The organism is Corynebacterium coyleae (assembly GCF_030408635.1).
GTDB classification, from domain to species: domain Bacteria; phylum Actinomycetota; class Actinomycetes; order Mycobacteriales; family Mycobacteriaceae; genus Corynebacterium; species Corynebacterium coyleae.
This window is the reverse complement of record NZ_CP047198.1, coordinates 2,483,731-2,508,772: the sequence shown is the minus strand read 5'-3', so window position 1 is coordinate 2,508,772 and position 25,042 is coordinate 2,483,731. Positions and strand designations below refer to the sequence as shown.

The following is a 25,042-nucleotide window of genomic DNA, read 5'->3' as shown; positions in this document are numbered from 1 at the left end:
AAGCGCTGAGGATGATCGGCTTGGCTCTCACCTGCCGATCCACAATGTTATCCACAGGTGTGGACAGCTTCGCATTCGGGAGTTGTCCACAGGTGCATTTTCCTCTGTGGATAACTGTGTGAATTACAGAAACCTGACCTGCCCTGCGGAAATGACCGCCGAACCGGGAAAGTCTCAACCATTACTTCACAGTTATCCACAGGGCTGTGCATGAACAGCCTGTGTGATTGTGGTGTTGAAACATTGTTACCCCGCCCGACCTCGCAGTGTCTAACGTTTTGTCATTCACCAAACTGTGGACAACTTCTGTTGTCGAACATGTGTCCCCCTATTCACAGTTACCCCGCAGGAAACTTCGGCGATTCGTTGCCCGACCTGCGAAAAAACACAAGCTTGTAATTACGGGGGCACCCGTTCGGGAGAGATAAGAAACCCGGAGTGTTGATTTGGCCGCGGCCGCAAATCTCGCGTAGTCTTAACCCCGTCTTCACGCCAGTTACCCCTGGCGTGCTTCACGAGAGCACCGCCCCCGCCGGGCACCGGGCCGCTTACCAAGGCGAGCCGGCGAAGGCGCTGCACGCGACTGCGCACCGATCCACTGGTGCCGAACCGCAATCTCGACGCACTCGTTTCAAACTTGGAACGGCCACTACCCCGGGAGGCTTTCACGAGCCGTCGGCCGTTCATGACCGCACAAGGAGTCCACCGTGTCTAAGCGGACTTTCCAGCCGAATAACCGTCGCCGCGCACGCAAGCACGGCTTCCGCGCTCGCATGCAGACCCGCGCCGGCCGCGCAATCGTTTCCGCGCGCCGCAAGAAGGGCCGCGCGAACCTTTCCGCGTAGTCTTACGCAACTATCGTGCTACCCCGCCCGCACAAACTCACTTCATCTGCCGACTTCAAAACGGCGATGAAGCAGGGAGTGCGCGCGGGGTCTCGCACGTTAATGGTCCATGTCTACCCACGCCCGGACGAGGTCATCACAGGTGGCCCACGTTTCGGGCTTGTGGTGTCTAAGCAGGTCGGCAACGCCGTGACCCGCCATGCGGTGTCGCGGAGGTTGAGGCATGTGGTGGTGCAACGTGGGGTCGTCGATAAGCTGCCGCGCAATTACGACGTCGTCATTCGCGCCCTGCCGAAATCAGCCACCGCAACCAGTGATGACCTCGCGCGCGACATGGAACGCGCCATCACCAAAGCGCTGAACCGCTGATGGCGTACTACAACTTCGCCGGCGGCGAAATCCCCGCCGCCCGCGGACCGGCCGCCAAAGCGCTGGTCGGGCTGATTCGCGGCTACCAAAAATACCTCTCACCCCTTAAAATGGGCGGGACCTGTCGTTTTCTGCCGGTATGCAGCGCGTATGGGCTCGAAGCTGTGTCTCGGCACGGCGCTCTACGTGGTGGGATGCTGGCGGCGGCCCGGATCTGCAAATGCGGACCCTGGCACCCGGGGGGCTACGACCCTGTCCCGGGCAGCATCGAATTGAGTGAGGAGTAACACCGAAACGTGCTGAATTTCATTTATTGGCCGATTTCCTGGGTGCTGAAGTTCTGGCACGAGGTTCTCGGCTTCATCCTTCCGAAGGATTCAGGTATTTCCTGGATCCTCGCCATCGTGCTGCTGACATGCACGGTGCGTCTGCTGCTGCTGAAGCCGATGGTGAACCAGATGCGGTCCACCCGCAAGATGCAGGAGATGCAGCCGCGGATGCAGGAAATCCGCGAGAAGTACAAGGGCGACCAGCAAAAAATTGCGGAGGAGACGCAGAAGCTCTACCGCGAGATGGGTACCAACCCGCTGGCATCCTGCATCGTGCCGCTGGTGCAGATGCCGATTTTTATTGGCCTGCTGCACGTGCTGCGTTCCTTCAACCGCACCGGTGACGGCGGCGGCGTTGGCCTTGGTTTCACGGTTGAGCAGAACCGCAACACCGCCAACTACGCCTTCCCGCCGTCGGACGTGCAGTCCTTCCTGGACGCGGACTTCCTCGGTGTGCCGCTGTCGGCGTACATGTCGATGCCGGAGGAGATGTTCGCAGCCTTCGGTAACGCTGACCTGACGCGCGCGAACATCATTGCCGTCTGCGCCCCGCTGGTTGTGCTGTGTGCTGCGTTTACCCACTTTAACGCCCGCATCATGATCAACCGCCAGGCCGCCCGCAAGGCTGCCGGCAAGACCGCGAAGCCGCAGGGCGAGATGGCCGCGATGATGGAATCCCAGATGGGCATGATGAACAAGATGATGCTCTGGTTCTTCCCCATCATGATTCTGGCCACCGGTGTCATCTGGCACATCGGCCTGCTGTTCTACATGCTGACCAACAACGTCTGGACCTTCTTCCAGACCCGTTTCCTGAACAACAAGATGGACGCGGAGGAGGCCGCCGAGGAGGCCCGCAAGGTGGAGATGAAGCGCACCACCGCGCCTGCCCCGGGTGCCCGCAAGGTGGATCGCCGCACGAAGAAGCAGCGTAAGCAAGGCAACTAAGCATTTGCTTCTCGACGACGCCCCGGCCCCACCCGGGGCGTTTTTCATACCCATATATATGGTGTGGGGTCGTGTCGGAGAGCCGACTACAGTGTTCTGCATGTCGGATACCTCCCCTGCAGCCGCAGCCCAAGTTTTCGGAGATCGCCTCGCATTGGCCGAGGCGTACCATCAGTCGCTGGCCACCACCGCCGCCGAGCGTGGCTTCATCGGCCCCAAGGAAGTCGCGCGCCTTTGGGAGCGCCACATCCTGAACTGCGCGGTGATCTCGGAAGCGTTTGAGGAAGGGCTGAGGGTGGCGGACATCGGCTCCGGCGCCGGCCTGCCGGGAATCCCGCTGGCGATCGCTCGGCCGGACCTGAAGATCACGCTCATCGAGCCGCTGCTGAAGCGCTCCACCTACCTGCGCGAGATCACCGAGGAGCTCGGCCTGGACAACGTCACCGTCATCCGTGGCCGCGCCGAGGAGCAGCCGAAGGCATCCTTCGACGCCGTGACCTCCCGCGCCGTGGCACCCTTGGGCAAACTTGCCGGCTGGTCGCTTCCGCTGCTGCAGGGCGGTGGGGCCATGATCGCCATGAAGGGCGAATCCGTCGCCGAGGAGCTGGAGCGCGACGCCAAGCTCATCGCCAAGGCTGGCGGTAAGGATCCCGAGATTCTCACCGTGGGTGCGACTACGCTTGAACAGCCAACCACCCTAATCCGCATCACCCGCAAGAAGAAGGGGGAATAAGTGGATCACTACGATGACACGCCTTTGATGGAGGAGGCGATGCGGGCGGCGAGGGTGTCGTCGAGAAGCGAAACGCTCCCGCGACCCGACCAACCCCGCGTGATCACCGTTGCCAACCAAAAAGGCGGCGTCGGCAAAACCACAACCAGCGTCAACCTCGCGGCGTCACTGAGCCGCCAGGGCATGAAAGTGCTGGTGATCGACCTGGATCCGCAGGGCAACGCCTCAACCGCCCTCGGCGCCGAACACACCTCCGGCACCACCTCTAGCTACGAAGTGCTCATCGGTGAGGCCGACGCCGCCGACGCCGTGCAGGCCCACGCAGACAACGAGAACCTGTTCTGCATCCCCGCCACCATCGACCTCGCCGGCGCGGAAATCGAGCTGGTGTCCATGGTGCGCCGCGAATACAGACTCCACGACGCCATCCGCCGCGGTTTCATGCAAGAACACGGCTTCGACTACGTGTTCATCGACTGCCCACCATCCCTCGGGCTGCTGACCATCAACGCGATGACCGCCGTCGACGAAGTACTCATCCCCATCCAATGCGAGTACTACGCACTCGAAGGCGTGGGGCAGCTGCTGGGCAACATCGGCATGATCCGCGAACACCTCAACCACAACCTGCACATCTCCGCGATCCTGCTGACCATGTACGACGCCCGCACCCGGCTTGCCGCCGACGTCGCCGACGAGGTCCGTGGCCAATTCGGCCAAGTCGTGCTGAACAACGTCATCCCCCGCTCCGTGAAGGTCTCCGAAGCGCCGGGCTACGGCCAGACCGTCATCGACTACGACCCCGGCTCCCGCGGCGCACTCGCCTACTTCGACGCAGCCAAAGAACTCGCGCTGCGCGGCGACTACCAACCCCACCCCACCACCGGCCCAATCGGCGTGAGCCCGGAAGTCTCCGCCCAACTCGACAGCTCTTCCGAGGAGGACTAAACCATGGCAGAACGCAAAGGCGGCCTCGGCCGCGGACTGGCAGCACTGATCCCGTCGGCACCCGCAGACATTGACAAGAACGGCAAAACCCCCGGCATCGGTGGCAACGCCTCCGACGTGATCTTCGGCAAGCAGGACAAGGGCTCTGGTGCTGGTTCTGGTGCTGCGAAGAAGGGAGCGCCTAAGGGGGCGCCGAAGGGTGCGCCGCGGGCTGTGAAGGGCGCGCCGACCGTTACTGCGAAGCAGGACAACGTCATGCAGCCGGTGCCGGTGGGCGCCCGATACCAGGAAATCCCGATCGGCCAGATCATCCCGAACCCGAAGCAGCCACGCCAGGTCTTCGACGAGGATGAGCTCGCCGAACTGGTCCACTCCATCCGCGAGTTCGGCCTCCTCCAACCCATCGTCGTACGCGACACCCCCGAAGGCTTTGAACTCATCATGGGCGAGCGCCGTTGGCGCGCCTCCTCCAAGGCAGGCCTCAAGCACATCCCGGCGATCGTGCGCGAAACCTCCGACGAGGACATGCTCCGCGACGCACTGCTGGAAAACATCCACCGCGTGCAGTTGAATCCACTCGAAGAAGCTGCCGCCTACCAGCAACTTCTCGACGAGTTCGGCGTCACCCAAGAACAACTCGCCGACCGGCTCGGCCGCTCCCGCCCCGTGATCACCAACGCGATCCGCCTGCTCAAGCTGCCGGTTCCGGTGCAGCGCCGCGTCGCCGCCGGTGTGCTGTCCGCCGGCCACGCCCGTGCGCTTTTGGGCATCAAACTTGGCGACGACACCACCGACGCCCAGGCCCAACTCGCCGACCGCATCGTCGCCGAAGGCCTGTCCGTGCGCGCCACCGAAGAGGCCGTATCCATGATCAACGCAGGCGGCAAGGTGCCGGATAAGCCGAAGCGCCAGCCTGTCCCCCAGCCGGAGTACCTCACCCAGGCCGCCGACTCGCTTGCCGACATCTGGGACACGAAGGTTTCAGTCACCATGGGCAAGCGCAAGGGCAAGATCGTCGTCGAGTTCGGTGATAAGGACGACTTCGAGCGCATCATGGGGCTCATCCAAGGCACCGACTAGGGGTTTTAGGCGGCTGGTTTGGGCGGTTGGTTTGGGTCGCCTGTGCGCCCGCGGTGTCCGCATGCCCGCTGTCTGCCCGCCACGCTGCCTGCCGTGCCCGCCACCGGCAGCCGATTCTGACAGATTCTGCCGGACTTTGTCAGGGTCGTTTCTGACCTGCACGTTTACCGGCGGCTGACAGATTCTGCCGCAATGTGTCAGTGATTGGGCGACGGGCGACCGCTGCCGCGATCTAGGCCGTTGCCGCTCCTCCCACCAAAAAAGCTCCACGGAAATCGGCAGATCGCGTTAGGCCCGGGAACTATCTTCGGCCCGCGACGGCGCGACCTGGGCGAAGTGAACTATTTGGGCCCGGAATGCCGAAATAGTTCCCAGGCCGCGAACTATTTGGGTAAAAGAGGGCTGGGAGGGCGGTTAGGCCTGCTCTTCGCGCAGTAGCTCCTTGAAGGAGTAGGTGCCGGTCGGGCGGGTGTCGTGGTCCAGCAGGTAGAGGCGCTTCACGGCGACGACGACGGCTTCGGCGATGGCGTCGCGCTGGGCGGGGTCGGTAAGTACGGCCAGGTCGCCCGGGTTGGTGAGGTAGCCGGCCACGAGCTCCACCGACGGCATGCGGGTCATCCGCAGCATCTCCCAGGTGCGGGCGTGGTTTCGGCAATTCTGCAGGTCAGTTCGGGCGGCGATTTCGCGCTGGATGTAGCCGGACAGGGTCTCGCCGGTAAGCGACGAGCTGCCGTGCTCGGAACCGAAGTAGAAGGTGGCGACGCCGTTGGCCTTCTCGTTCGGGTAGGAATCCAGGCGGAGGGAGATCAAGAGGTCCGCGTTAAACCCGTTGGCCAGGTCGGCGCGGTGCTTGTTCGTAGGGTTGTCGCCACGTGGGCGGGACAGGATGGTTTCCATGCCGGTGGCGACCATGCGGCCCTCGATACGCTGGGCGAGGTCCCAGAGGATCTCCTCCTCCGTGATGGGGCCGTACGGACCCTCCACAACCAGGCCCTTGTCGGAACCACCGAGGTCAGGGTCGATGACTACGCGCTTACCAGCCAGGTTCGGGCCGGCCTGCCGGACGGTCTCACGTTCACGGATCGCCTGGGCGGAACCACCGGTGATGCGGCGGCCAAGCAGGGACAACGCATGCAACGTGTCGGGGCCGCACACACCGTCGTCCTCCAAACCGGAGTTCAACTGGTAGTTCATCAACGCTTCGTAGGTCGCGGGGCCGAAGCGGCCGTCGATGCGGTTGGAGTAAAAGCCGAGCTCGTGAAGCTGCGTCTGCAACTGACCCACATCGTCGCCGACCATTTCCTGGCCCGGCTGGTAGCTCAGCACGCGCGCGCCCAACGTGTAGGAGGCTTCGCGCAGCTCGCGGAGCGTCAGGTCGTCGATGGAGCCAGACGGCAAAATGCCGCGAGATTGTTGGAAGGCTTTGAGGGCTTCGGCGAGGGTGTCGTCGAAAAGCATCTCGCTTTCGGTGAAGCGACGCGTGCTATCGATTTCGCCTTCGTATCCGTCGAGGAGACCGAGGCGGGCCAGCGACAACCGAACCTCGGCAACCCGCGAGCTGGAGTCGCCAACGTGCAGCAAGTCTTGCACTAAGCACCTAACTTTCCCGGTCGAAAAAACAAAACCAACTACAACAGCTTACGCGTCGAGCTGCGCCTGGATCTTAGCGACGATCTCCGACTTCGGACGCAGACCCACAAACTCGTCGACGCGCTTGCCGTCCTTGAACAGCAGCACGGTCGGAATGGACATGACCTGGAACATTGCGCCCAGGGTGCGCTCGTTGTCCACGTTGACCTTGGCTACCTTAACCTGGCCTGCCATCTCCGACGCGATCTCATCGAGCAACGGGGAGAGTTTGCGGCACGGGCCGCACCACTCTGCCCAGAAGTCCACGAGAACCGGGGTGTCGGACTCGATGACCTCGCTCTTGAAGGTGGCCTGGGTGACATCTACTGGTGCGCTCATGGCCGTTAGTTTACAGCTCCGCGAGATAGTGCTGTGCGTCCAACGCGGCACGGCAGCCCGAACCAGCCGCCGTGATGGCCTGACGGTATGTCTTGTCCACCAGGTCACCGCAGGCGAACACACCGGCGACGCTGGTGCGTGTCGACGGATCCTCCACCGAAACGTAACCGCCCTCGTCTACAGCAACCTGGCCCTCGAGGAACCCGGAGCGCGGGTCGTGGCCGATAGCAACGAACAACGCGGTGGCATCCAGGACGGACTCTTCGCCGGTTTCCACGTTGCGTACGTTCAGTCCGCCGACCTTGCCGTCTGCCTCAACGACGGACTCGACGACGGTGTTGGTGACAAACTCGATCTTCTCGTTCTGTCGCGCGCGCTCCAGCATGATGGCGGAGGCACGGAAGTTCTCCGAACGGTGGATCAGGGTGACCTTGTAGCCAAACTTGGTCAGGAAGGTTGCTTCCTCCATTGCGGAGTCGCCACCACCGACGACGGCGATGTGCTGGTCTTTGAAGAAGAAACCGTCGCAGGTGGCGCAGGTGGACACGCCACGGCCGGTCAGTTCGGCCTCGCCCGGGATGCCCAGGTGGCGTGGGGCTGCACCGGTGGCAAGGATGACGGCGCGGGCGTGGAACTCCTCGTCGTCCACGAACACTTTCTTAATCTCGCCGGAGAAGTCCACGCGGTCTACCAGTTCAGGGCGCAGGTCTGCACCAAACTTTTCGGCCTGCTCGCGCATGTTGCCCATCAGGTCTGGGCCGAGCACGCCCTCGGGGAAGCCGGGGAAGTTCTCCACGTCGGTGGTGTTCATGAGTTCGCCGCCGAACTCGTAACCCTCGAATACGAGGGGCTTGAGCTCGGCGCGAGCGGCGTAGAGCGCGGCGGTGTAGCCGGCCGGTCCGGAGCCGATGATGATCACATCGTGGATGGTGTCTACATCGGTGCGGGCGGTGGCGGGTTCCGTTGCGGAATCGCCGCTTTCGTCGGTCTGCGGGGTAACGAAATTGAATCCGGAGAAGTTCATATCGGTGAGTCTAGCTGCTTGTTAACCTCTCCCCGATTGCTGCAGCTACTGCCTCCCGGGCACGGTATCTCCGGGACTTCACGGTGCCCGGTTTCACGCCTAATTCGTGGGCGGCGTGCTCGACGGACATGCCTGCGACATCGATCAGCCACAGTGCCTTACGCTGCCCCGACGGCAACACGTTGAGCGCCTGGCGCATCGCGATGGTGCGTTCCATGGCCTCCATGGGGTTGTAGGCGAGGTATTTGTTCATGTCGCTGCTGACGGCCACGGCGTCGTCGTCAAGACTCGCCTGTGCGCCCGCGCGCGTGAACTTGCGTTGGTGGTCGATGGCGGCGTTGATGGTCATGCGGTGCAGCCACGTGGATAGCTTCGCTTCCCCGCGGTAGGTGTGCAGGCTGCGTGCCGCCTTGAAGAACGCGTCCTGGACGATGTCCTGCGCGTCTTGGTCGTTGCGCGTGTAGTTGCGGGCCACGTAGTACATGGCTTTGTGGTGGCGTTTGACGATCTGCCTGAACGCTCGTCGGTCCCCGTCGAGGTATTGGGCGACTAGAGCCCGGTCATTGCGGTAATCCATGATTCCCCCCAGAAAAGTGTTGACCCCCAGTGTGCACGACCCCTCCCCGGAAGGGAAGGGGTCAATTGCACAATCTATTGGACATCCACATGCCCTGCCAACGAAACTTCCGAAATTTCGAGCGGTTTCTGTTCCGCCGGGGTGAAGGAGATGATGACCTCGGTCAGCGCGCCGGTGTAGTCCACATCGGCACTGATCTGGCCGGTGCGCACCGTGCCCTCCGACAGCACCACAGGCGCTTGACCACCCGCGGGCACGCCGGAGATGGTGAAGGTTGCGCCGGTTGCGCCGGAGGCGTCGATAAGCACTTGCTCGAGGTCGAACGGCTGACCGTTGCTTTGCTTGACGACGAGATCCCCTCCGACCTCCCACTTCGTGGCCCGATCACCGTCAACGGCGGCGTGAGCATCAGAGCCGGCAACAGCCTCCAGCGGTGCAATGAGCACCGGTACGCGAGGGGCGGGCGCCACGGAGGATGTCGCGACGGCTTCCTCTTCTTCCTCCCCGGAGACGATGTCCACCAGGTAGGTCGTCAGCACACCGATCGCCACTGCGGCAGCCACGGCCACCAGTGTGACCAGCGCGATTGTCAACGGCTTGGTGCGGCCGCTGCCGAAGCCACCGTGGATCACGTCCGGGTCCTCCACGTGCTCGGGCACGGGCTCGACGGACTCGGGCACCTCGACGACGGGGATGGTGTCGGTCGGGGTGTCGTCTTCCTCGCTGTGGCGGCGCGAGCCCGGCAGGTTGGCTGCTTCCTTCAGGGCGGTGGCGATTTCGCGGAAGGCGGCTTGGTCGACGGCGTCGGCGTCGACAAGCGCACGCGTGCGGGCGGTGATCTCGGCGAGGTCGTCGGAGGTGACGTTGGAGGTCAGCAACTCCAGGGCGGCGGCGAACGCCTCGGCGTCGGTCGGCTTCGTCGCATCCGGCAGGACGGCCGGGAATGCGAGGCGCACGATGCCGTCTGTATCAATGCGCAACTGCTGGCGGTTGTCCAGACCCAGCGGCACGCCGGCCTCGTGCGCGGTGGCCAACGCAGCAGCCAGCGGCACGAGCGCATTGGCGACGGCCTCCGTGTGCAGCGTCTGGCCCGACTCCGCAACAGCCTTCACCGAGGAGCCCTCGATCCAGTCGGACACCACGACGGCGCCGGAGCGGAACGACAGGATCTCCACGTGGTCCGGCAGCGCTGGCAGGTGCATGTTGACGAGCTGGCGGGTACGGCGCGCGATACCGGCGGCCTGGAGGGCGGCCTCGCGCGGGGTGGCGGGCGCCATCGGGGCGGAACCGGTGGTGTCCACGAACGTCAGGGCGACGTTGCGGCCGGTGGCAATCTCGCGGGCCTGCCAGAAGCGTGCGCTGGAGGACGCGCCGTGGTCACGGATGAGGCGGAACCGGCCGTCGGACACGGACGCACCGGGCACGAGGCGCGGGCCACGAACCACACCGGCGGACATCGGTGGTGGTACCGGGGAGGCGTTGAAGGTGTCGGCGGCGAGGAACTGGTTGGACATCTCGCGTGGGTCGACCTGGCCCACCTCGAGGCCGCGGTCGGCATCCGCGGTGATGAACCGGCCCAGGCCCGGGATGCGGCCCACGGCGGAGCCCAGGTTCTGCACTTCCGGCAGGCCGGAGCGCGACAGCACGACGCCGGTGACGATGAGGAACAGCACGCCGAGCAATGCGATCTCGATCAGCGATCCCAGCGACGGCGCACCGATCATGCGCCCAAGGGCTTCCGGGAGGTGGAGGCCGGCGACGTCGCGAAGCAACCAGCGCACGCCGAACACCGCGGCAACACCGACGGCGGACGCACCGATGGCCCACAGGGACGTGCGTAGCACCTCACGGAACTGCAGGGTGCCAAGCTTGCGGCGCAGTAGCAGCGCACCGATGATCGCGCCGGCCACGAAGCCGAACCCGTTCGCGGCGCCCAGCAGGATGACCACGTGGCCCGGCTCGCTGGCGATGGTCGGCGCCAGCATGGACAGCGCAATTTTGGTGCCGGTGATGCCGGCGATGATGAACGTCGGCGTCCAGGCCTCCTCGCGCGCGTAGAACACACGCAGGTGCAGCATGACCAGCGCGTACGGGATGAGCGTGAACGCGGCGGCGCTGATGGTCAGGCCGAGGGTGTAGGCGGCTTCGTCGCTAAATGAGCCGTAGGCGAACAGGGCGCTGGCGATGTCAGGGCCGAGCGCCGTCATGAACACGATGATCGGCAGCAGGGCGATAAACGTCAGTTTGGTGCCCATGGTCAGGTCGTGCACAACGGCCTTGTCGTCGCCGTCGGCGGCGTTGCGCGACAGGCGCGGCATGATCGCGGTCAGCAGGGTCACGCCGATGATGCCGTATGGCATCTGCAGCAGCATCCAGTGCTGTTGGTAGATGAACTGTGCCGCCGGGTCCGCCGCGAACGCGATGCGGGTGGTGATCACGTAGCCCAGCTGGCTGATCGCCACATAGGTGATGATGGCCAGGGCCATGCCGCCGAACTGCTTGAGGCGCTCGTCGATCCCCCACAGCGGTCGCAGGTCGATGCCCAGTTTCCGCAGTGCGGGCAGCATGATCAGGCACTGCACCACTACGCCTGCGGTGGTGCCCAGGCCAAGCAGCATGACGTGCGGATTGCTTATCGACGACGGCGCCGCCGGATTCAACGTCCCCGGCAACGCCATATACGCCACCAGCACCGCAATAGACACGACGTTGTTGGCCACCGGTGCCCATGCGCCCGGCCGGAAGTGTTCCTTCGTGTTCAGGATGGCCATGAACAGGGAGAACATGCCGTAGAAGAAGATCTGCGGCAGCAGCAGGTAGGCAAAGGATGTGGTTTGGACGAGGTTGCCTGTCGAGTCCTCGTCCAGCATCATCTCGGTCAGCCACGGCGCGCCGACGACGGCGAGCAGCGTGACCACCGTCATCAGTGTCAGCGTGAGCGTGAACAGGCGACGGATGAAGGCGGCGCCGTGGTCGGCGTCCTCTTTCTCCGCGCGGACGAGCACCGGCACGACGAGTGCGGTGAGCACGGAGCCGAGCACGATCTCTGTGATCAGGTTCGGCAGCGTGTTGGCGGTGTTGAACGCGGAGGCGACAACCTCGCCGAGCGCTGCACCGATGAGCACGGTGCGGATGAAGCCGGTGATGCGCGAGATCAGCGTGGCAATCGCCATCGAGCCGGTGGCGCGGACGACCTTTTCGCCCTCGCTCGGTTTGGTGTCCTCGGCAGGCTCGGCGGGCTCGGCGACCGCAACGCTTGTCGCGGCTGTGGCGACTGCGGCGGCGTCGTCAGCTGTCGGCGGCGGGGCGATGGTCTCGCCCTTGGGGCTGGTGGTCAGCAGGGACTTGTCCGGCAGGCCGGTTGCCGCCGGGGTGGGCGGCTTCGGCTCGCGCGGGGCCGGTACTGGCGCCGGGGGTGCCGGGGCGACGATGCGGCGGCGCAGGCCAGCCTCGGGCTGGCTGTTGTCCTGTGCTGTCACGGCTGTCTCCGTTCACGTGGGTTGCTGGGTGGTGGGCGTTTGGTTGGGCGCCTGTTCGGCGGCGCTTTCCTGCGGGTGATGAGCAGGAGCGCCAGCATCGCGGCGATCAGCGCGCCGGCGAGCGCCCACCCGCCGAGTTGTAGCCCGGCGGTGCGCACGGAGATGTCCACCGGGCGCGAGATCGGTTGGGCCGAGGCACCCGCGAGGTAAAGCTGCAGGTCGGTGCCGCGGTTGTTGTCGGGCAGGTCGGCGGTCATCTGGACGGTGACGGAGCCGCGTGCGGGGATCTTCAGCGTCCCCGGCACGTTCAGTTTCGCGCCGTCGGGCCCCCAGTAGCGGATCTGGGTTTGCACCGGCAGCGGCATGCCGTTTTGGGCGACGATGAGCAGTGGGCTTGACGACGACGCCCTGGTGTACACGTTCCCCGGCGGAATCAACGTCACGGAATCGCGCAGATCGTTCAGCGTTGCCCGGCTGGCGGCGAGGCGGTCGCCGGTGGCGCGCACGGCGTCGTCGTAAAGCGAAAGTGCCCTGCGTCTGTTGGTGCTGAGCGCGACGAGCATGTCGCGGCGCAGTGGCAGGGTGAAGCCGTAGCGGGTCAGCGCGATGGCGGGGTCGTTTGCCATGAGCGCGGTGATGTCGTTGATGAAGCTGTTTTGCTGTGTGACCTGCAGGATTTCCGCGTCGGTGAAGGCGGCGGGGTCCGAGAATGTGGCCGTGGTGTCGGCGGGTGGGACCTCCGGCGGGGCGGCGAGGTAGTCGCCGAACGAGATCGGGCGGGAGGTTCCGTCGGCGATTAGGCCAGCGATTGTGCCAAGGAACACCGCGGCGGTTTTCGCGTCCCACGTCGCCGGTGGGTTGACCATCACAGGCTGCGTCGGTGCGTCGTCCTCACGCGTGGTGGCGTTCTGGGCGGCAAGCCGCATCGCGGCGGCGGCGTTCACATCGCGCGCGGTCTTGGAGTCCATGGTGTAGTCGAACCGCAGGCTCGGGTTGGTGTAACCAGGCGTTTCGGGGTGCTCCCCCGTCGCCGCTAGCACCGCGGCCAGCGAATCCTGGTACCCGACCTCCATCACGCCGGCAGTGTTCCACGTGAAACGTTGCGCATCCGCATGCTTTGCGACGAGTACCTGCACCGGCACCTCCGGCACCGGCGCCGCCGCGCCCGAGAAGTCTGCGAGCTCCGCGCGTTCGAGCGCGCTCTGGTGGGAGTCGGCTTCGGCGTCGGACGCGCTGTCAGCTTGGGCCGCCTCCCACGCGGCGTGCATCCCCCCGTCGAACACCGTGGAGCGGGTGTGGTCCGCCCAGCCAAGCGCCGGCCCGGCGCCTGCCTCGATGTAGCCGGTGCCAGCGACCACCGTATTGATTGTGCCCGCCGTGCCTAGCACCCGCTGCAGCACAAACGGGCCGCGCTCGACGGCCTCGCGCATCAGCCACGGATCACCCGTACGCGCCACCGCGTTGAGGTCCGCGTTCGCCCACGGCAGCGCCACGGTGCAGCCGGTCGCGGCGATCTCGCGCACTTTGTCCAGCCACGCCTTCGCGTCCTCGGCCCCGGAACCTGGGGTGCGGTGCGTGTCGTCGTTCGAACCCCAGCTGTCGCGCAGACGCTTCGGTTCCTCCACCACGGCGGGGCGCGAATCACTGACGGTGTAGCCGCCGGTCATGCGGTCCACTGTGTCCACCAGCGCCGGGTCGAGCGCCATGCAGGTGGCGTAGCCAACCTCAGGGGTTTCCACCGCCTTGCGGTACTGCTCCACCAGGGTGTCCAAGCGCCCGCCGGGCGCGAGTTGTTCCGCCAGTGCGTCGCTCTGCAGCACCAGCGGCGGGTCCTCGGGGGCCTCGCCGGTCTCTCCCGGCACGATATTCACCGGAGCGGAGACCGGGTACAGGGCGGTCAGCCCGCCCGGTTCGACGTCGTCGGCCGACCCGCGCACGGCCAAGTGGAAGCGGTCGGTGTCCAGGGTGGCGCTGGTGTCGTCGATAAGTTGCAGCATCATCGGGTACACGCCGATGCCGCCGGGCGCGGTCATCTGCAGCGACAGCTCGGCGCTTTCGCCGGGGCGCAGCCGGGTATCCACGACCACCTCGTCGCCCACAACGCTGTACTCCCCCACCCCGGCGACGGCGGCCACGCGCTGCTCGGAGACGGAGCCCACCGGCGCGGCGCGACGCGTGAGCACTTTGAGGCCCTCGAGGGTTGTGTCGGTCTGATTGGTCACGCGAAGTTTCACGTGAAACGGATCGTGCGCGGAGACGACCGCGGGGGCGTCGATAAGCGACACGCGCGCGAGCTGGCCCTCACCCGGGCGCACCGCCGGGTTGACCCACTGCTCTGCAACCTCAGGGTTCTTCGGGCTCACTGGCACCGCGGGCACCGCGCGAGCCGGGGTCGCTGACGGGACCGCCAGCGCCACCGCAACCGCGGCCGCAGCTAGACGGGAAATCGGCCGAATCATCGCGGGGTAGACCTTCCGGCGGCGACTTCCTTCCGAGCCAGCTCAGGCATCCGGTCAAACGCGATACGCGCCAGCTTGCGCTCGTCGGCATACGCAAGGTGCTCCATCAACTCGCTCATGGGCACCCAGGCCACTTCGGTGACCTCCGGGTCTTCGTCGTTAAACACGCCGTCCACAAACCGCAGCAGGTTGTGGTGCACCGTCTTGTGGATCCGTACTCCGTCGGACACAAACCAATAATCAATGGTGCCCAGGGTGTCGAAGGCCTCGCCGGTAATACCGGTCTCCTCCCAGACCTCACGCTCTGCGGTGCGCCACTGGTGCTCGCCATCCTCGACGTGGCCCTTCGGCATCGACCACAACAACCGCCCACGGCGATCCAGCCGGCCAATCAGCGCGACGTAGATGCGGCTCATGTCTACCTTGCCGTCCGGGCTGACAGCCTCCGCCATACCGGAGACCACCAGACCACCGGCCGAGGTCTCGTCGCGCACCTCCATCGAAGAGTCGTGCTGGCGGTTGTACTGCGAATGACGGCGATGCTGGTTGCGGTTTCGGTTCCGCTGATTCCCGCGCCCGCCCCTCCGGCGGTTGTTCGGGTTACGGCGACGGTGTTGCTTCTTCTTCGGCTTGTCGCCGCCTTCTGACTGGTTCTTGTCCTGGCCCTGCTGGTTTTTATTCTGGCCGCCGCGGCGCTTCCGCGGACGACGCCGCCCGCCGGATCCCCCCTTACCGCTGGGGGGACCCGGTACAGGCCGCGTGTTGTCACTCATTCGTGCCATGCTATCCGGCTTCAGGCCGGTTGTGGTACTCCACGCGCGGGGGTGGCGGGTATCGTGTCCAAGGTGACAAAGCTTTTCGACATGCCCGATCCGAACGACCCACTTGCCCCCGCCGCGTTGATGGCCCGAGCGCAGGGGGTCGTCGAGAAGCAATCTGCCCTGCTGGAGCCGCTTGCCCGACTCTTCGCGGCGCGCGGCGAGTCCTTATATATTGTCGGCGGTTCCGTCCGCGACGCCATGCTGGGCCGCGGGGTGCACGATTTGGACTTCACTACCTCCGCCCGACCTGCGGTTATCCAGGAAATTCTCGCGGAGTGGGGCGAGAAAGTGTGGGACACCGGCATCGAGTTCGGCACCGTCTCCGCGATCCGGCACGGCGAAACCGTGGAAATTACGACGTTCCGCTCCGATCTTTACGATGGCGTCACCCGCAACCCCGAAGTCACCTTCGGCGACACCCTCGAAGGCGACCTCGTGCGCCGCGACTTCGCCTGCAACGCGATGGCCATCGAGCTCTCGCTTGTCGACGACCACCTCGCCCCCACCTTCCACGACCCCGTCAACGGCCTGTCTGACCTGGTCGTGGGCGTGCTGGACACCCCGCAGGAGCCGGAGGTGTCGTTCCGCGACGACCCGCTGCGCATGCTGCGCGCCGCCCGCTTCGTCTCCCAACTGGGCTTTACGGTGGCCGACCGCGTCTTCGATGCGATGCGCGACATGGCCGGTGAGATCCAGCGCATCACCGTCGAGCGCGTCCAGGCCGAACTGGACAAACTCATGTGCGGCTCGCGCCCCTGGGAGGGCATCGACCTGCTCGTGGCCACCGGTGTTGCCGAGTACATCCTGCCCGAGATCCCTGCCCTGCAACTCGAGACTGACGAGCACATGCAGCACAAGGACGTCTACCGCCACTCCCTGACCGTGCTGCGCCAGGCCACCGAACTTGAAGACTCGGACGAAGGCCCTGACCTGAAGCTGCGCTGGGCGGCGCTCATGCACGACATCGGCAAACCCGCCACTCGCGCGCCGAAGGAAGGCGGTGGGGTGACCTTCTACCACCACGAAGTGGTCGGCGCGAAGATGACCCGCAAGCGCCTCAAGGCCCTGAAGTACCCGAAGCACGTCATTTCCGACGTGGGCCAGCTCGTGTTCTTGCACATGCGTTTCCACGGCTTCGGCGAGGGGCAGTGGACCGATTCTGCCGTGCGCCGTTACGTCACCGACGCCGGCGAATTGCTGCCTAAGCTGCACAAACTCGTTCGTGCGGATTGCACCACCCGCAACCCCAGGAAGGCCGCGCGCCTCCAGCGCACCTACGACCACCTGGAGGAGCGCATCGCCGACATCGCCGCCAAGGAGGACCTCGCTCGCGTGCGCCCGGACCTGGATGGCAACGAGATCATGCAGATCCTCGGCCTCAAACCGGGCCCGGAGGTTGGCAAGGCGTGGAAGTATCTGAAGGAACTGCGCCTCGAGCGTGGCGAGCTCGACCACGACGAGGCCGTCGCCGAACTCAAAACCTGGTGGGAGAACGAGAATGCCTGAGTACTTCTACGCCGATCGCCTCTTCAACGCCCTCGAGCGCACTGACCCCGAACCCGGCATGCTGCTCGTCGCCGCACCCGGCATGTACTCCCCCGAGTTCGCCCGCACCGTGGTGCTCATCATCGAACAGAGTGCGGATCGCACCCTCGGCGTCGTGTTGAACCGACGCAGCGAGACCGCGCTTGCCAACGTGATCCCTGCGTGGGCCGACCTCGCCGCCAAGCCCCAGGCTGTGCACATTGGCGGGCCCGTCCGCCCCGAGGCCGCAGTGTGCCTCGGCGTCACCTCCCCCGGCGTGGACATCGACGCCAACCCGTACTTCCAGCGCATGGCCAACCGCCTCGTGCTGCTCAACCTCAACGTTGAACCGGAGCTTGTCTCCGCCGACATCGACGGTGTTCGCATCTTCGCCGGCTACGCCGAGTGGGAGCCGGGCCAACTCGACGAAGAGATCCTGCGTGGCGACTGGTTCGTCGCCCCCGCCCTGCCCTCCGACGTGATCGCTCCGGCGGGTGCGGATTTGTGGGGGGACGTGATGCGTCGCCAAGCAATGCCCTTGCCTCTGTTCGCCACCTTCCCGGCGAATCTGGAGGACAACTAATTGGGTGTTTCACGTGAAACAAAGCGGCAGATCCGCCTCGGCCTGAAGGACTCATGGCTCGTCTGCCTCGGTTTGGTGCCGCTCGGGCTGGCGTTCGGGTTGCTGGTTACGCAAGCCGGTTTCGCATGGTGGTGGGCTCCGATCTTCTCCGTCATTATCTATTCCGGCTCGATGGAATTCCTCGCCATCAGCATGGTGACCAGCGGGTTCGGAGTGTTCTCCTCCGCCCTGACCGCGTTCATGGTGAACTTCCGCCACATCTTCTACGGCCTCACCTTCCCCCGCGACGTCGCGCGCCCCGGGCTGCCGCGCCTGTACCTCACCTACGGCGTGACCGATGAGCTCTACGCGCTGACGTCCACGCTCGTCGCTAATGGCGCGCGCCTGACTCATGCCCGCTTGATGACCAGCGCGATGCTGATCAACGCGTCGTGGATCCTGCCGGGCATCATCGGCGCACTCGTGGGCAACCTCATCCCGGAGGACATCGAAGGCTTCGAATTCGCTCTCACCGCCCTGTTCGCCGTCCTCGCCTACGAGGCATTCCAAAGCAGCAAGGACCTCTCCGCCCCACTCATCGCGGGTGCGCTGGCCGTGGTCGCGGCGTTCATCTTCCCCGACCAGATGATCATCATCGGCCTGCTCGCCTACTTCGGCGTGCTGTTGCTGCGGTTCTGGGCACCGCGTATCGACGACCTCCTCACCTGGCAGGTGAAATAAATGAGCACCCTCGGACTCCCCGACGGCGTCACCCTCGGCATGGCCGCCGCCGTGATCATCTCGGCCGGCATCGTGACCTTCCTGCTGCGCGCCCTGCCCTTCGCGCTCACGCGGTACCTCAAGGGCAGCCCGTTCATCGACTTCCTCGCCGTCCTCATGCCCGTCGGCGTGATGACCGTCCTGGTCGTGTACACCATCGCGGGCGAAGCTGGAAACCCCGGCCGCTTCTGGTCCGCCCTCGCGGCTTTGGTGATTACGTTCGTGCTCCACGCCTGGCGACGCCGCGCCGACCTCTCCATCTTCGCCGGCACCGCCGTGTACATGCTGCTGGTGAACCTGGTGGTGTGAGGGGTTCGCCCGTTTTGTTGTTAACGGGTGTCATGCTTAACTGACTAGGCTCAGATATCTGACAGCGCATATTCAGTTTCGGGTAAGGAGACCCCAATGAAGCGCCGTATTGTTGCAGCCTCCGTGGCAGCCACCACCGCCCTGTCGCTCGCTGTTGTTCCAACACAGTTCGCCCACGCGCAAACATCCTCCATCGCGTACTTTAATTGCGTCGCCACACTCAACGACCTTGATGAGAAGCGTGCTGAGGCGCCGACAGATGATGTAGACAAGTTTGCAAAAGATTTCTACGAGAGCATTGTTGATAATTTTGTCGAAGAGCTTGATGTCAAAGGCTCGTCTAACGAAGGCACGTGCATGAATGTGCTGCTGCACCCAAAGAATGCATATCGCCCTGGAACCATCGCGTTTTTGGTTCTGGCTCCGATTGCGGTCCTAGCTCTGCTGTACACCGCAGCAGGCAAGATCCCGGGTGTTGAGCTTCCCTCACTTTCTAGCCTTCTTCGCTAAAGCAGATAAGCCTGACGTTATTGGTGCCCCGGCTGGTTCAGTCGGGGCTTCTCCCCTTTCTAGTCGTCGAATCCTCCCCCGCTTTCTGCCCAGGTCTGTGCGTTGTCGCGGCGCCGTGGCAGGGAGTAGTTGTCCGAGATGTAGCGGGTGCCGTCCTGGTAGATGAAGTGCACGTCGCTGCCGTCCTTGACGGTTTCGAGGTAGCCATCCGTGACCAACGAGTGGCAGGCGGAACAGAGTGGCAGCAGGTTTTCTAGATCGGTCATACCGCCCTCGGACCATTCCTTGATGTGGTGGATTTCGATGAAGCGGGAGTGCGTGCAACCGGGAGCGGCACATTGCCCGCCCCACATCGTGAGCAGGGCGTTGACCTGTCCCGGCGTCGCGAAGCGGGAAGAGCGGCCGGTGTTGATGATCAGGCCGTCGTCGTCGACAGTAGAAACGCGCAGGTCAGCGTTCGCGATCAACCCAACCAGTGCCTCGGAGCGTGCGCCGACGTTGTTGGGCATGTAGGCGCGGCCGTCCTTGGTCACCAGAACGTTGACGTGCGCGCCTGGCGTTGTCAGTGTGCTCTTGGGCTGGCTGCGGGTCATGTGCACCATGCCCATGAAGGCCTGCAGCAGCATTCGGCCGATCGGCATGCCATAGCCCGAGGCGGTCTTGCGTGCCTTCTTTGCGGGTTCGACGGCGTCGGCTTTCTGCAGCATGTCCCTGATGGAGAGCTCGGCGACCCGACCGTCTTCGTGGCGCAATGCATCCTCGAGCATTTCCTCCATCTCGTAGTAGGCGATCTCCCCGAGTTTCAGCGCGGCGATGAACGCGGCGCCATCCGAGGCGTTGAGCACCCCGTGGAGGGCAATCTCGCCGTTATCGCGGGTGTGTACGCGCAGGTAGTGGTCCGGTTTCTCGCCACCGCCCTCTCCTGGTTTGTCGTACCCGGTGAGTGCGATCTCGAGTTCGTGGTAGCCAAGTTCCAGGGCCATGTCGACAAGTTGGCGCTCTACCGCCGGGGTTAGGTAGCGAAGCAGCAAGCGAACCACCGAGTAGCTGATCTTGCCCGCAGAGAACTGCTGCTGAAGGTACAGAAACTCGCCGAGGCGGCAGCCGACGTGGACATATTCGTGCGCTGTGGAGATCGAGATCCCCAGGCGACGCGTCAGAAACTGCGCCGTGGTCCGTGCCCCCATCTGCGGTGCGAAACCGCCCTCCTCAAACGCGCGTATCGACGACAACAGCTCCGCCTTACAACGCGTCATGCTTCTGTGCGACTGCTCGATTGCATCCGTAAGCAACTCCGCAAACGCGCTAGGTTCGGTGCACTTCTCCTCCACTGCCGTTGTCATTGTGGTCCCCCTTAAGGCCGTATGTATGTTCGATAAAGCAAAGCATACAACCCGCCACGACACGGCTTTGACCTGCAAAAACAACGTTTTCTATGTGCGCTATAAAACGCACTAAAACCGAACGAAAAACTCCGCATTGCGGACAATTCCAACCACCCCAATCGTTGGGTCGGGCCAACTAATTCGGACGCGTGGGGTCGTCGTCAAGCATCCGCAACTCCGCATTGCGGACAAGTGGGGACGCACCAACTAATTCACCACGCGGTACCAGAGGCGCTTGCCTTCCTTCTTCGGCGGGACGAGTTTCACGCGGACCGGCTGCGGCAGGGTGAAGTCGTAGCCGCCACTCTGGATCTGGCGGCGGATCTCGCGGGCTTTGAGCGTGTCGCCGACGTCGATCCGATGCGAGCGCTGGCTTAGGGGGCGCTTGAAAATCTGCCGACGAACCGCGCTGGGGAGGGCACCGGGACTGGCGGGGATGTCCTTGTACTTCACTACCCCATTGGGCGTGGTGGCCTCGATCGTCGCAACGGACATGTATCTGACGGTCGAGTCCACACCCGGGATGTGCGGGGTGATGTGGATGGTGCGGATGACGCCGCCGATAAGGTCGCGGCGAAATCCGATGGGTGCGCGGCCTGGGAAGATCATCCGGGCGATGAAGAACAGCACCAGGATCGGGAGGAAAATCTTGCCGTAGAACCCGATGATTTCAAGCGGGCCAGGCAGGAAGGGGCCTATGGTGTCGAAAAAGCTACCCATAGGCGAAGAATAAAGCTAGTGCGGGAACTTCGCTCGGGCTTCGCTCCAGAGGCCCTCGAATTCGTCGGCGGTGAGGTGGCGGGCGGTGATGCCTTCCATCGCGTCGTAGGTGCGCGGGTGTGGCACGGTGCCCATGGGTCGGTTGGCCTGCCCGATGACGCGACCGTCGACGTAGATGCCGGTGATGGTCTCGGCGGGGTCGAGTTCAATCATGCGGAGCATGGTGCAGCTTTGCGACGACACCTCCTCCAGCTCAGCGATATTCAGCAGCTCTCCGCCGAGTTCGGGGACGTTGTAATGGATGCGGACGTAATGTTTCACGTGAAACTCTTTCTGGAGACATATGCGGAACAGATCATCAACTGTGCCATGTGATAGATCATTAGCGGAATAATAAGCACGCCGAGTTGGGCACCGCCGAAGATGACGGTAGCCATCGGCAAGCCGGTCGCAAGAGATTTCTGTGTGCCACACATCTGCACGGCGACGACGTCCTCGCGCGGGAACCGCAGCGCGGCAGGCACGACGCGGGTCAGCCACAGCATCGCGAAGACCAACACCACGGAGAATACGATCAGCAGCACGATCTCAAGCGCGGTGACGTTCGACCACACGCCGGAGACGACACCCTTGGAAAAGGCGGAGTAGACGACCATCCAGATGGAGCCGCGGTCGACGATCTTGGTGGCCTTGGACTTGGCTAACTCACCCAACCGCTTGTGCGCCAGCTGGCCGAGTAAGAACGGCAGGAGGAGTTGGAGGGCGATGTCGGTGAAGACGGAGGTATCCACGGATACGCCGTCGCCCGCGCCCATCAGCCACATCACGAGCAATGGCGTGACGACGACACCCACCAACGACGACACCGACGCCGCCACAACAGCACCGGACACGTTGCCGCGTGCGATGCCGGTCAGCGCCACGGAGGACTGGACGGTGGACGGAACGAGGGTCATGAAGAGTAGGCCCTGGTAGAGGTCCTCGGAGATGAGCCCGGTGGTAGGTCGCGCGAGCAGACCGATCAGCGGGTATGCCACGAAGGTAAACGCGAGGATGAGGGCATGGAGGCGCCAGTTGGTGAGGCCCCGGAGGGCTTCTTGCGTCGATAGGCGTGCGCCGTAGAGGAAAAAGAGCAGCGCGATCGCGAGTTTGACGGCCACCCCAAAGCCGTCCGCGAACGCGCCGCGCGCCGGCACGACGAAGGCGAGGATCGCAGCAACAACGATGCCGACGAGGAGAGGATCGAGCTTCTTCATGTGGCCGAGTCTACGGCCAGCAGGCTAACTCGCCGGGTTTTGGGCTTCGACCTTGTCGCCGGCTTCGATGACCTCTACCTCGCGCAGGCCGGTCACGGCCGGGCCGGAGACGCGCTCGCCGGTCGCAATGTTGAAGACGGAACCGTGGGCGACGCACTTAACGGTCTCGCCCTCCACCTTGGTGATCTTCTTCTGCTGGTGCGGGCACACCGCCGAGTATGCGACGAACTGGCCGGCGGACGGCTGGGCGATGATGAACTTGTCCAGGATCACCGCGGAGCCGACCGGCACGTCGGTCTTCGCAATTTCTTCGGGGGCCTCTTCCCCGCAGGCGGCCAGGAAGGCACCGGCGAAGGTGGTGGCGGTGCCGAGCAGGAACATGCGACGTGAACAGGTCATGATGCGATCGTAGCCTGCTTCATGGCGCTGACGTAGTCGGAAAGTTCCCGTTTCAGCCTGTCCATGTTTTCCACACGATTATCGACGACATACTTATCAATAATGTTCGTAATCGCCGACCCGGTAATCGCGCCGGCGGCCCCAGCGGCGATCGCGTCGCGCACGTGCTCGGGTCGGGAGATGCCGAAGCCGAGCAGTACCGGTGCGCCGCCGAAGGACTGCACATTATCGACGACCTCACGCAGCCCCTCCACTGTCGCCTCATTCTCCGCGCCGGTGACGCCGTCGCGAGAAATGGCGTAAATGTAGCCGCGGGAGTTAGCGGCCACGCCCTCGAGGACCTCGCGGGAGGCCTTGGCCGGGGCGATGAAGATCGGGTCGATGCCGGCGCGCTCGGCGGCGGCGGTGAAGGGGTCAGACTCGCGCACGGGGACGTCGGGAAGCAATACGCTATCGGCGCCGGCCTCCTTGAACTCGGTGTAGAAGCGGTCGAGGCCGCGAGTGTGGGCGACGTTGGCGTAGATCAGCATGCCGATCGGCAGGTCCGGGTAGCGCTCGCGGATGGTGCGCACCTGGTCGAGGGACTGCTGCACGGTTGCTCCCCCACGGAGAGCGCGGACGTGGGCGCCCTGGATGGCGGGGCCGTCGGCGACCGGGTCGGAGAACGGCACGCCGAGCTCGAGTGCGTCGGCGCCTGCTTCGACGATGGCGGAGATGATCTCCACCGCGTCGTCCGGGTTCGGGTCGGACAGCATGATGAAGGGGACGAACGCGCCCTCCCCCTTGGCAAAGAGTTGCTCGTAGCGCGACATTTACTTGTTCTCCTTCTGCTCGAGGGTTGCTCGCACGTGTGCGATGTCCTTGTCGCCGCGGCCAGACAGGGCGACGAGAATGTTCAGCGGCTCGGCGTCGGCCGGGTGCTCGGCGGCGCGCTTCAGGGCGTAGGCCAGGGCGTGCGAGGACTCGAGCGCCGGGATGATGCCCTCGTGGCGGGATAGGGCCTGGAAGGCGTCGAGGGCCTCGTCGTCGGTGACGGGCACGTACTTCGCACGGCCGGACTGGGCGAGGTAGGCGTGCTCCGGGCCGACGGCCGGGTAGTCCAGGCCGGCGGAGATGGAGTAGGACTCTTCAACCTGGCCGTCGTCGTCACGCATGAGGTACGAGCGGGTGCCGTGCAGGATGCCGATGGTGCCCTGGGCGATGGCGGCGCCGTGCTTGCCTTGGCCGAAGCCTTCGCCGCCGGGTTCGGCGCCGACCAGTTCGACGGTGTCGTCGTCAATGAAATCGGCGAACATGCCGATGGCGTTGGAGCCGCCGCCGACGCAGGCGACGACCACGTCCGGCAGGGCGCCGGTGCGCTCAAGGATCTGGGCGCGGGCCTCGGTGGAGATGACACGGTGGAATTCCTTGACGATCTTCGGGAACGGGTGCGGGCCGGCAGCCGTGCCAAGGAGGTAGTGGGATTCGTGGAAGGTTGCGGTCCAGTCACGAAGCGCCTCGTTCACCGCGTCCTTCAGGGTGCCCGCGCCGGATTCCACGCCGACGACCTTCGCGCCCATCAAGCGCATGCGGTACACGTTCGGCGCCTGGCGCTGCATGTCGGTCTTGCCCATGTAGATCACGCAGTCAAGGCCAAGCAGCGCACAGGCAAGCGCGGTTGCGGTGCCGTGCTGGCCGGCGCCGGTCTCCGCGATGATGCGGGTCTTGCCCATCTTTTTCGCCAGCAGCGCCTGGCCGATTACCTGGTTGGTTTTGTGGGCGCCGCCGTGCACGAGGTCCTCGCGTTTGAGGAAGATGCGCGCGTTGCCGTCGACGGGCAGGTTGCGGCATTCAGTCAGCGGGGTTGGGCGGCCGAGGTAGTCGCGCAGGAGGGAGCGGTATTCGGCCATGAAGGCCTCGTCGTTAAACGCGTCGACGAAGGCTTGCTCGAGTTGGTCGAGCGCTGGCAGGAGGGATTCGGGGATGAACTGTCCGCCGAATTCACCGTAGTACGCAGGGAGGAGAGTCATAGGGTGTC

26 protein-coding genes are annotated in these 25,042 nt (G+C 64.5%); 12 read left to right on the top strand and 14 right to left on the bottom strand.

What is annotated here, in order from left to right; all coding sequences use genetic code 11:
• Nucleotides 1-707: 707 nt before the first annotated feature.
• The 7 genes from rpmH to CCOY_RS12075 all read left to right on the top strand — a co-directional run bounded on the left by rpmH (nt 708) and on the right by CCOY_RS12075 (nt 5,252).
• Nucleotides 708-845 (top strand): 50S ribosomal protein L34, encoded by a 138-nt coding sequence (gene rpmH, locus CCOY_RS12105; protein ID WP_070421912.1) that lies wholly within the window; start codon nt 708-710, stop codon nt 843-845.
• A 15-nt stretch (nt 846-860) separates the two neighbouring features.
• On the top strand, nt 861-1,214 hold the full coding sequence (gene rnpA, locus CCOY_RS12100; protein WP_070421911.1) for a ribonuclease P protein component: 354 nt from the start codon (nt 861-863) through the stop codon (nt 1,212-1,214).
• On the top strand, nt 1,214-1,501 hold the full coding sequence (gene yidD, locus CCOY_RS12095; RefSeq protein WP_070421910.1) for a membrane protein insertion efficiency factor YidD: 288 nt from the start codon (nt 1,214-1,216) through the stop codon (nt 1,499-1,501). Before rnpA ends, yidD begins: the two co-directional genes overlap by 1 nt.
• Before the next feature lie 9 nt (nt 1,502-1,510).
• Nucleotides 1,511-2,491 (top strand): membrane protein insertase YidC, encoded by a 981-nt coding sequence (gene yidC, locus CCOY_RS12090; protein WP_070449834.1) that lies wholly within the window; start codon nt 1,511-1,513, stop codon nt 2,489-2,491.
• Nucleotides 2,492-2,591: 100 nt separating this feature from the next.
• Entirely contained in the window at nt 2,592-3,224 is a 633-nt protein-coding gene (gene rsmG / locus CCOY_RS12085) for a 16S rRNA (guanine(527)-N(7))-methyltransferase RsmG (protein ID WP_371326403.1), read from the top strand.
• Nucleotides 3,225-3,251: 27 nt separating this feature from the next.
• Entirely contained in the window at nt 3,252-4,172 is a 921-nt protein-coding gene (locus tag CCOY_RS12080) for a ParA family protein (protein ID WP_092102887.1), read from the top strand.
• A gap of 3 nt (nt 4,173-4,175) precedes the next feature.
• Nucleotides 4,176-5,252 (top strand): ParB/RepB/Spo0J family partition protein, encoded by a 1,077-nt coding sequence (locus CCOY_RS12075; protein ID WP_092101049.1) that lies wholly within the window; start codon nt 4,176-4,178, stop codon nt 5,250-5,252.
• Nucleotides 5,253-5,666: 414 nt separating this feature from the next.
• Here CCOY_RS12075 and CCOY_RS12070 read toward each other — a convergent pair whose 3' ends face one another.
• From CCOY_RS12070 to CCOY_RS12040, 7 genes are all read right to left on the bottom strand, one after another.
• Entirely contained in the window at nt 5,667-6,842 is a 1,176-nt protein-coding gene (locus CCOY_RS12070) for an N-acetylmuramoyl-L-alanine amidase (RefSeq protein WP_070449822.1), read from the bottom strand.
• A gap of 48 nt (nt 6,843-6,890) precedes the next feature.
• Nucleotides 6,891-7,220, bottom strand: a complete 330-nt coding sequence (gene trxA, locus CCOY_RS12065) for a thioredoxin (RefSeq protein ID WP_070421904.1) — start codon at nt 7,218-7,220, stop codon at nt 6,891-6,893.
• Nucleotides 7,221-7,230: 10 nt separating this feature from the next.
• On the bottom strand, nt 7,231-8,244 hold the full coding sequence (gene trxB / locus CCOY_RS12060; protein ID WP_083284712.1) for a thioredoxin-disulfide reductase: 1,014 nt from the start codon (nt 8,242-8,244) through the stop codon (nt 7,231-7,233).
• Nucleotides 8,245-8,254: 10 nt separating this feature from the next.
• Nucleotides 8,255-8,821, bottom strand: a complete 567-nt coding sequence (locus CCOY_RS12055) for an RNA polymerase sigma factor (protein WP_070421903.1) — start codon at nt 8,819-8,821, stop codon at nt 8,255-8,257.
• Between the two features lie 74 nt (nt 8,822-8,895).
• Nucleotides 8,896-12,300 (bottom strand): murein biosynthesis integral membrane protein MurJ, encoded by a 3,405-nt coding sequence (gene murJ, locus CCOY_RS12050; protein WP_092101047.1) that lies wholly within the window; start codon nt 12,298-12,300, stop codon nt 8,896-8,898.
• Nucleotides 12,297-14,759, bottom strand: coding sequence for a hypothetical protein (locus tag CCOY_RS12045; RefSeq protein WP_208856573.1), 2,463 nt, complete (start codon nt 14,757-14,759; stop codon nt 12,297-12,299). Before CCOY_RS12045 ends, murJ begins: the two co-directional genes overlap by 4 nt.
• Nucleotides 14,756-15,532 (bottom strand): NUDIX hydrolase, encoded by a 777-nt coding sequence (locus tag CCOY_RS12040; protein WP_435383807.1) that lies wholly within the window; start codon nt 15,530-15,532, stop codon nt 14,756-14,758. The genes CCOY_RS12045 and CCOY_RS12040 overlap by 4 nt, the downstream gene beginning before the upstream one ends.
• A 129-nt stretch (nt 15,533-15,661) precedes the next feature.
• Between CCOY_RS12040 and CCOY_RS12035 the strand changes: the two genes are divergently transcribed.
• The 5 genes from CCOY_RS12035 (at nt 15,662) to CCOY_RS12015 (ending at nt 19,265) form a co-directional block, all read left to right on the top strand.
• Nucleotides 15,662-17,086, top strand: a complete 1,425-nt coding sequence (locus tag CCOY_RS12035; protein ID WP_425284122.1) for a CCA tRNA nucleotidyltransferase — start codon at nt 15,662-15,664, stop codon at nt 17,084-17,086.
• On the top strand, nt 17,079-17,687 hold the full coding sequence (locus CCOY_RS12030; RefSeq protein WP_092101043.1) for a YqgE/AlgH family protein: 609 nt from the start codon (nt 17,079-17,081) through the stop codon (nt 17,685-17,687). Before CCOY_RS12035 ends, CCOY_RS12030 begins: the two co-directional genes overlap by 8 nt.
• Nucleotides 17,688-18,407: an AzlC family ABC transporter permease gene (locus CCOY_RS12025; protein WP_244268655.1), complete on the top strand. Its 720-nt coding sequence runs from the start codon at nt 17,688-17,690 to the stop codon at nt 18,405-18,407. It begins immediately after the preceding gene.
• Nucleotides 18,408-18,755 (top strand): branched-chain amino acid transporter permease, encoded by a 348-nt coding sequence (locus CCOY_RS12020; protein ID WP_092101041.1) that lies wholly within the window; start codon nt 18,408-18,410, stop codon nt 18,753-18,755. It abuts the gene before it with no gap.
• A 96-nt stretch (nt 18,756-18,851) separates the two neighbouring features.
• Nucleotides 18,852-19,265, top strand: a complete 414-nt coding sequence (locus CCOY_RS12015; protein ID WP_092101039.1) for a hypothetical protein — start codon at nt 18,852-18,854, stop codon at nt 19,263-19,265.
• Nucleotides 19,266-19,324: 59 nt separating this feature from the next.
• Here CCOY_RS12015 and CCOY_RS12010 read toward each other — a convergent pair whose 3' ends face one another.
• The 7 genes from CCOY_RS12010 to trpB form a co-directional block, all read right to left on the bottom strand.
• A complete protein-coding gene (locus CCOY_RS12010; protein WP_092101037.1) occupies nt 19,325-20,608 on the bottom strand; it encodes an HNH endonuclease signature motif containing protein in 1,284 nt (427 codons plus the stop codon).
• 249 nt (nt 20,609-20,857) lie between these two features.
• Entirely contained in the window at nt 20,858-21,370 is a 513-nt protein-coding gene (locus CCOY_RS12005; RefSeq protein WP_092101035.1) for a hypothetical protein, read from the bottom strand.
• A 15-nt stretch (nt 21,371-21,385) separates the two neighbouring features.
• Entirely contained in the window at nt 21,386-21,691 is a 306-nt protein-coding gene (locus CCOY_RS12000) for a hypothetical protein (RefSeq protein ID WP_092101033.1), read from the bottom strand.
• Nucleotides 21,688-22,626, bottom strand: coding sequence for a bile acid:sodium symporter family protein (locus CCOY_RS11995; protein ID WP_092101031.1), 939 nt, complete (start codon nt 22,624-22,626; stop codon nt 21,688-21,690). Before CCOY_RS11995 ends, CCOY_RS12000 begins: the two co-directional genes overlap by 4 nt.
• 24 nt (nt 22,627-22,650) lie before the next feature.
• Nucleotides 22,651-23,025, bottom strand: coding sequence for a Rieske (2Fe-2S) protein (locus tag CCOY_RS11990; protein WP_070839151.1), 375 nt, complete (start codon nt 23,023-23,025; stop codon nt 22,651-22,653).
• Nucleotides 23,022-23,837 carry a tryptophan synthase subunit alpha gene (trpA, locus tag CCOY_RS11985; RefSeq protein ID WP_070828891.1) on the bottom strand — a complete coding sequence of 272 codons (816 nt, stop codon included), beginning with the start codon at nt 23,835-23,837 and terminating at the stop codon, nt 23,022-23,024. The genes CCOY_RS11990 and trpA overlap by 4 nt, the downstream gene beginning before the upstream one ends.
• Nucleotides 23,838-25,034 carry a tryptophan synthase subunit beta gene (gene trpB / locus CCOY_RS11980; protein ID WP_092101029.1) on the bottom strand — a complete coding sequence of 399 codons (1,197 nt, stop codon included), beginning with the start codon at nt 25,032-25,034 and terminating at the stop codon, nt 23,838-23,840.
• Nucleotides 25,035-25,042: the final 8 nt, after the last annotated feature.

Coding starts and splice junctions, on each gene's coding strand:
- CCOY_RS12010 (WP_092101037.1), bottom strand. CDS start 20,608: ATGACAACGGCAGTGGAGGAGAAGTGCACCGAACCTAGCGCGTTTGCG.
- CCOY_RS11990 (WP_070839151.1), bottom strand. CDS start 23,025: ATGACCTGTTCACGTCGCATGTTCCTGCTCGGCACCGCCACCACCTTC.
- CCOY_RS12080 (WP_092102887.1), top strand. CDS start 3,252: ATGGAGGAGGCGATGCGGGCGGCGAGGGTGTCGTCGAGAAGCGAAACG.
- yidD (WP_070421910.1), top strand. CDS start 1,214: ATGGCGTACTACAACTTCGCCGGCGGCGAAATCCCCGCCGCCCGCGGA.
- trpB (WP_092101029.1), bottom strand. CDS start 25,034: ATGACTCTCCTCCCTGCGTACTACGGTGAATTCGGCGGACAGTTCATC.
- CCOY_RS12075 (WP_092101049.1), top strand. CDS start 4,176: ATGGCAGAACGCAAAGGCGGCCTCGGCCGCGGACTGGCAGCACTGATC.
- CCOY_RS12040 (WP_435383807.1), bottom strand. CDS start 15,532: ATGAGTGACAACACGCGGCCTGTACCGGGTCCCCCCAGCGGTAAGGGG.
- trpA (WP_070828891.1), bottom strand. CDS start 23,837: ATGTCGCGCTACGAGCAACTCTTTGCCAAGGGGGAGGGCGCGTTCGTC.
- CCOY_RS12055 (WP_070421903.1), bottom strand. CDS start 8,821: ATGGATTACCGCAATGACCGGGCTCTAGTCGCCCAATACCTCGACGGG.
- trxA (WP_070421904.1), bottom strand. CDS start 7,220: ATGAGCGCACCAGTAGATGTCACCCAGGCCACCTTCAAGAGCGAGGTC.
- CCOY_RS12015 (WP_092101039.1), top strand. CDS start 18,852: ATGAAGCGCCGTATTGTTGCAGCCTCCGTGGCAGCCACCACCGCCCTG.
- trxB (WP_083284712.1), bottom strand. CDS start 8,244: ATGAACTTCTCCGGATTCAATTTCGTTACCCCGCAGACCGACGAAAGC.
- CCOY_RS12005 (WP_092101035.1), bottom strand. CDS start 21,370: ATGGGTAGCTTTTTCGACACCATAGGCCCCTTCCTGCCTGGCCCGCTT.
- CCOY_RS11995 (WP_092101031.1), bottom strand. CDS start 22,626: ATGAAGAAGCTCGATCCTCTCCTCGTCGGCATCGTTGTTGCTGCGATC.
- rsmG (WP_371326403.1), top strand. CDS start 2,592: ATGTCGGATACCTCCCCTGCAGCCGCAGCCCAAGTTTTCGGAGATCGC.
- CCOY_RS12045 (WP_208856573.1), bottom strand. CDS start 14,759: ATGATTCGGCCGATTTCCCGTCTAGCTGCGGCCGCGGTTGCGGTGGCG.
- CCOY_RS12020 (WP_092101041.1), top strand. CDS start 18,408: ATGAGCACCCTCGGACTCCCCGACGGCGTCACCCTCGGCATGGCCGCC.
- CCOY_RS12035 (WP_425284122.1), top strand. CDS start 15,662: ATGGCCCGAGCGCAGGGGGTCGTCGAGAAGCAATCTGCCCTGCTGGAG.
- CCOY_RS12030 (WP_092101043.1), top strand. CDS start 17,079: ATGCCTGAGTACTTCTACGCCGATCGCCTCTTCAACGCCCTCGAGCGC.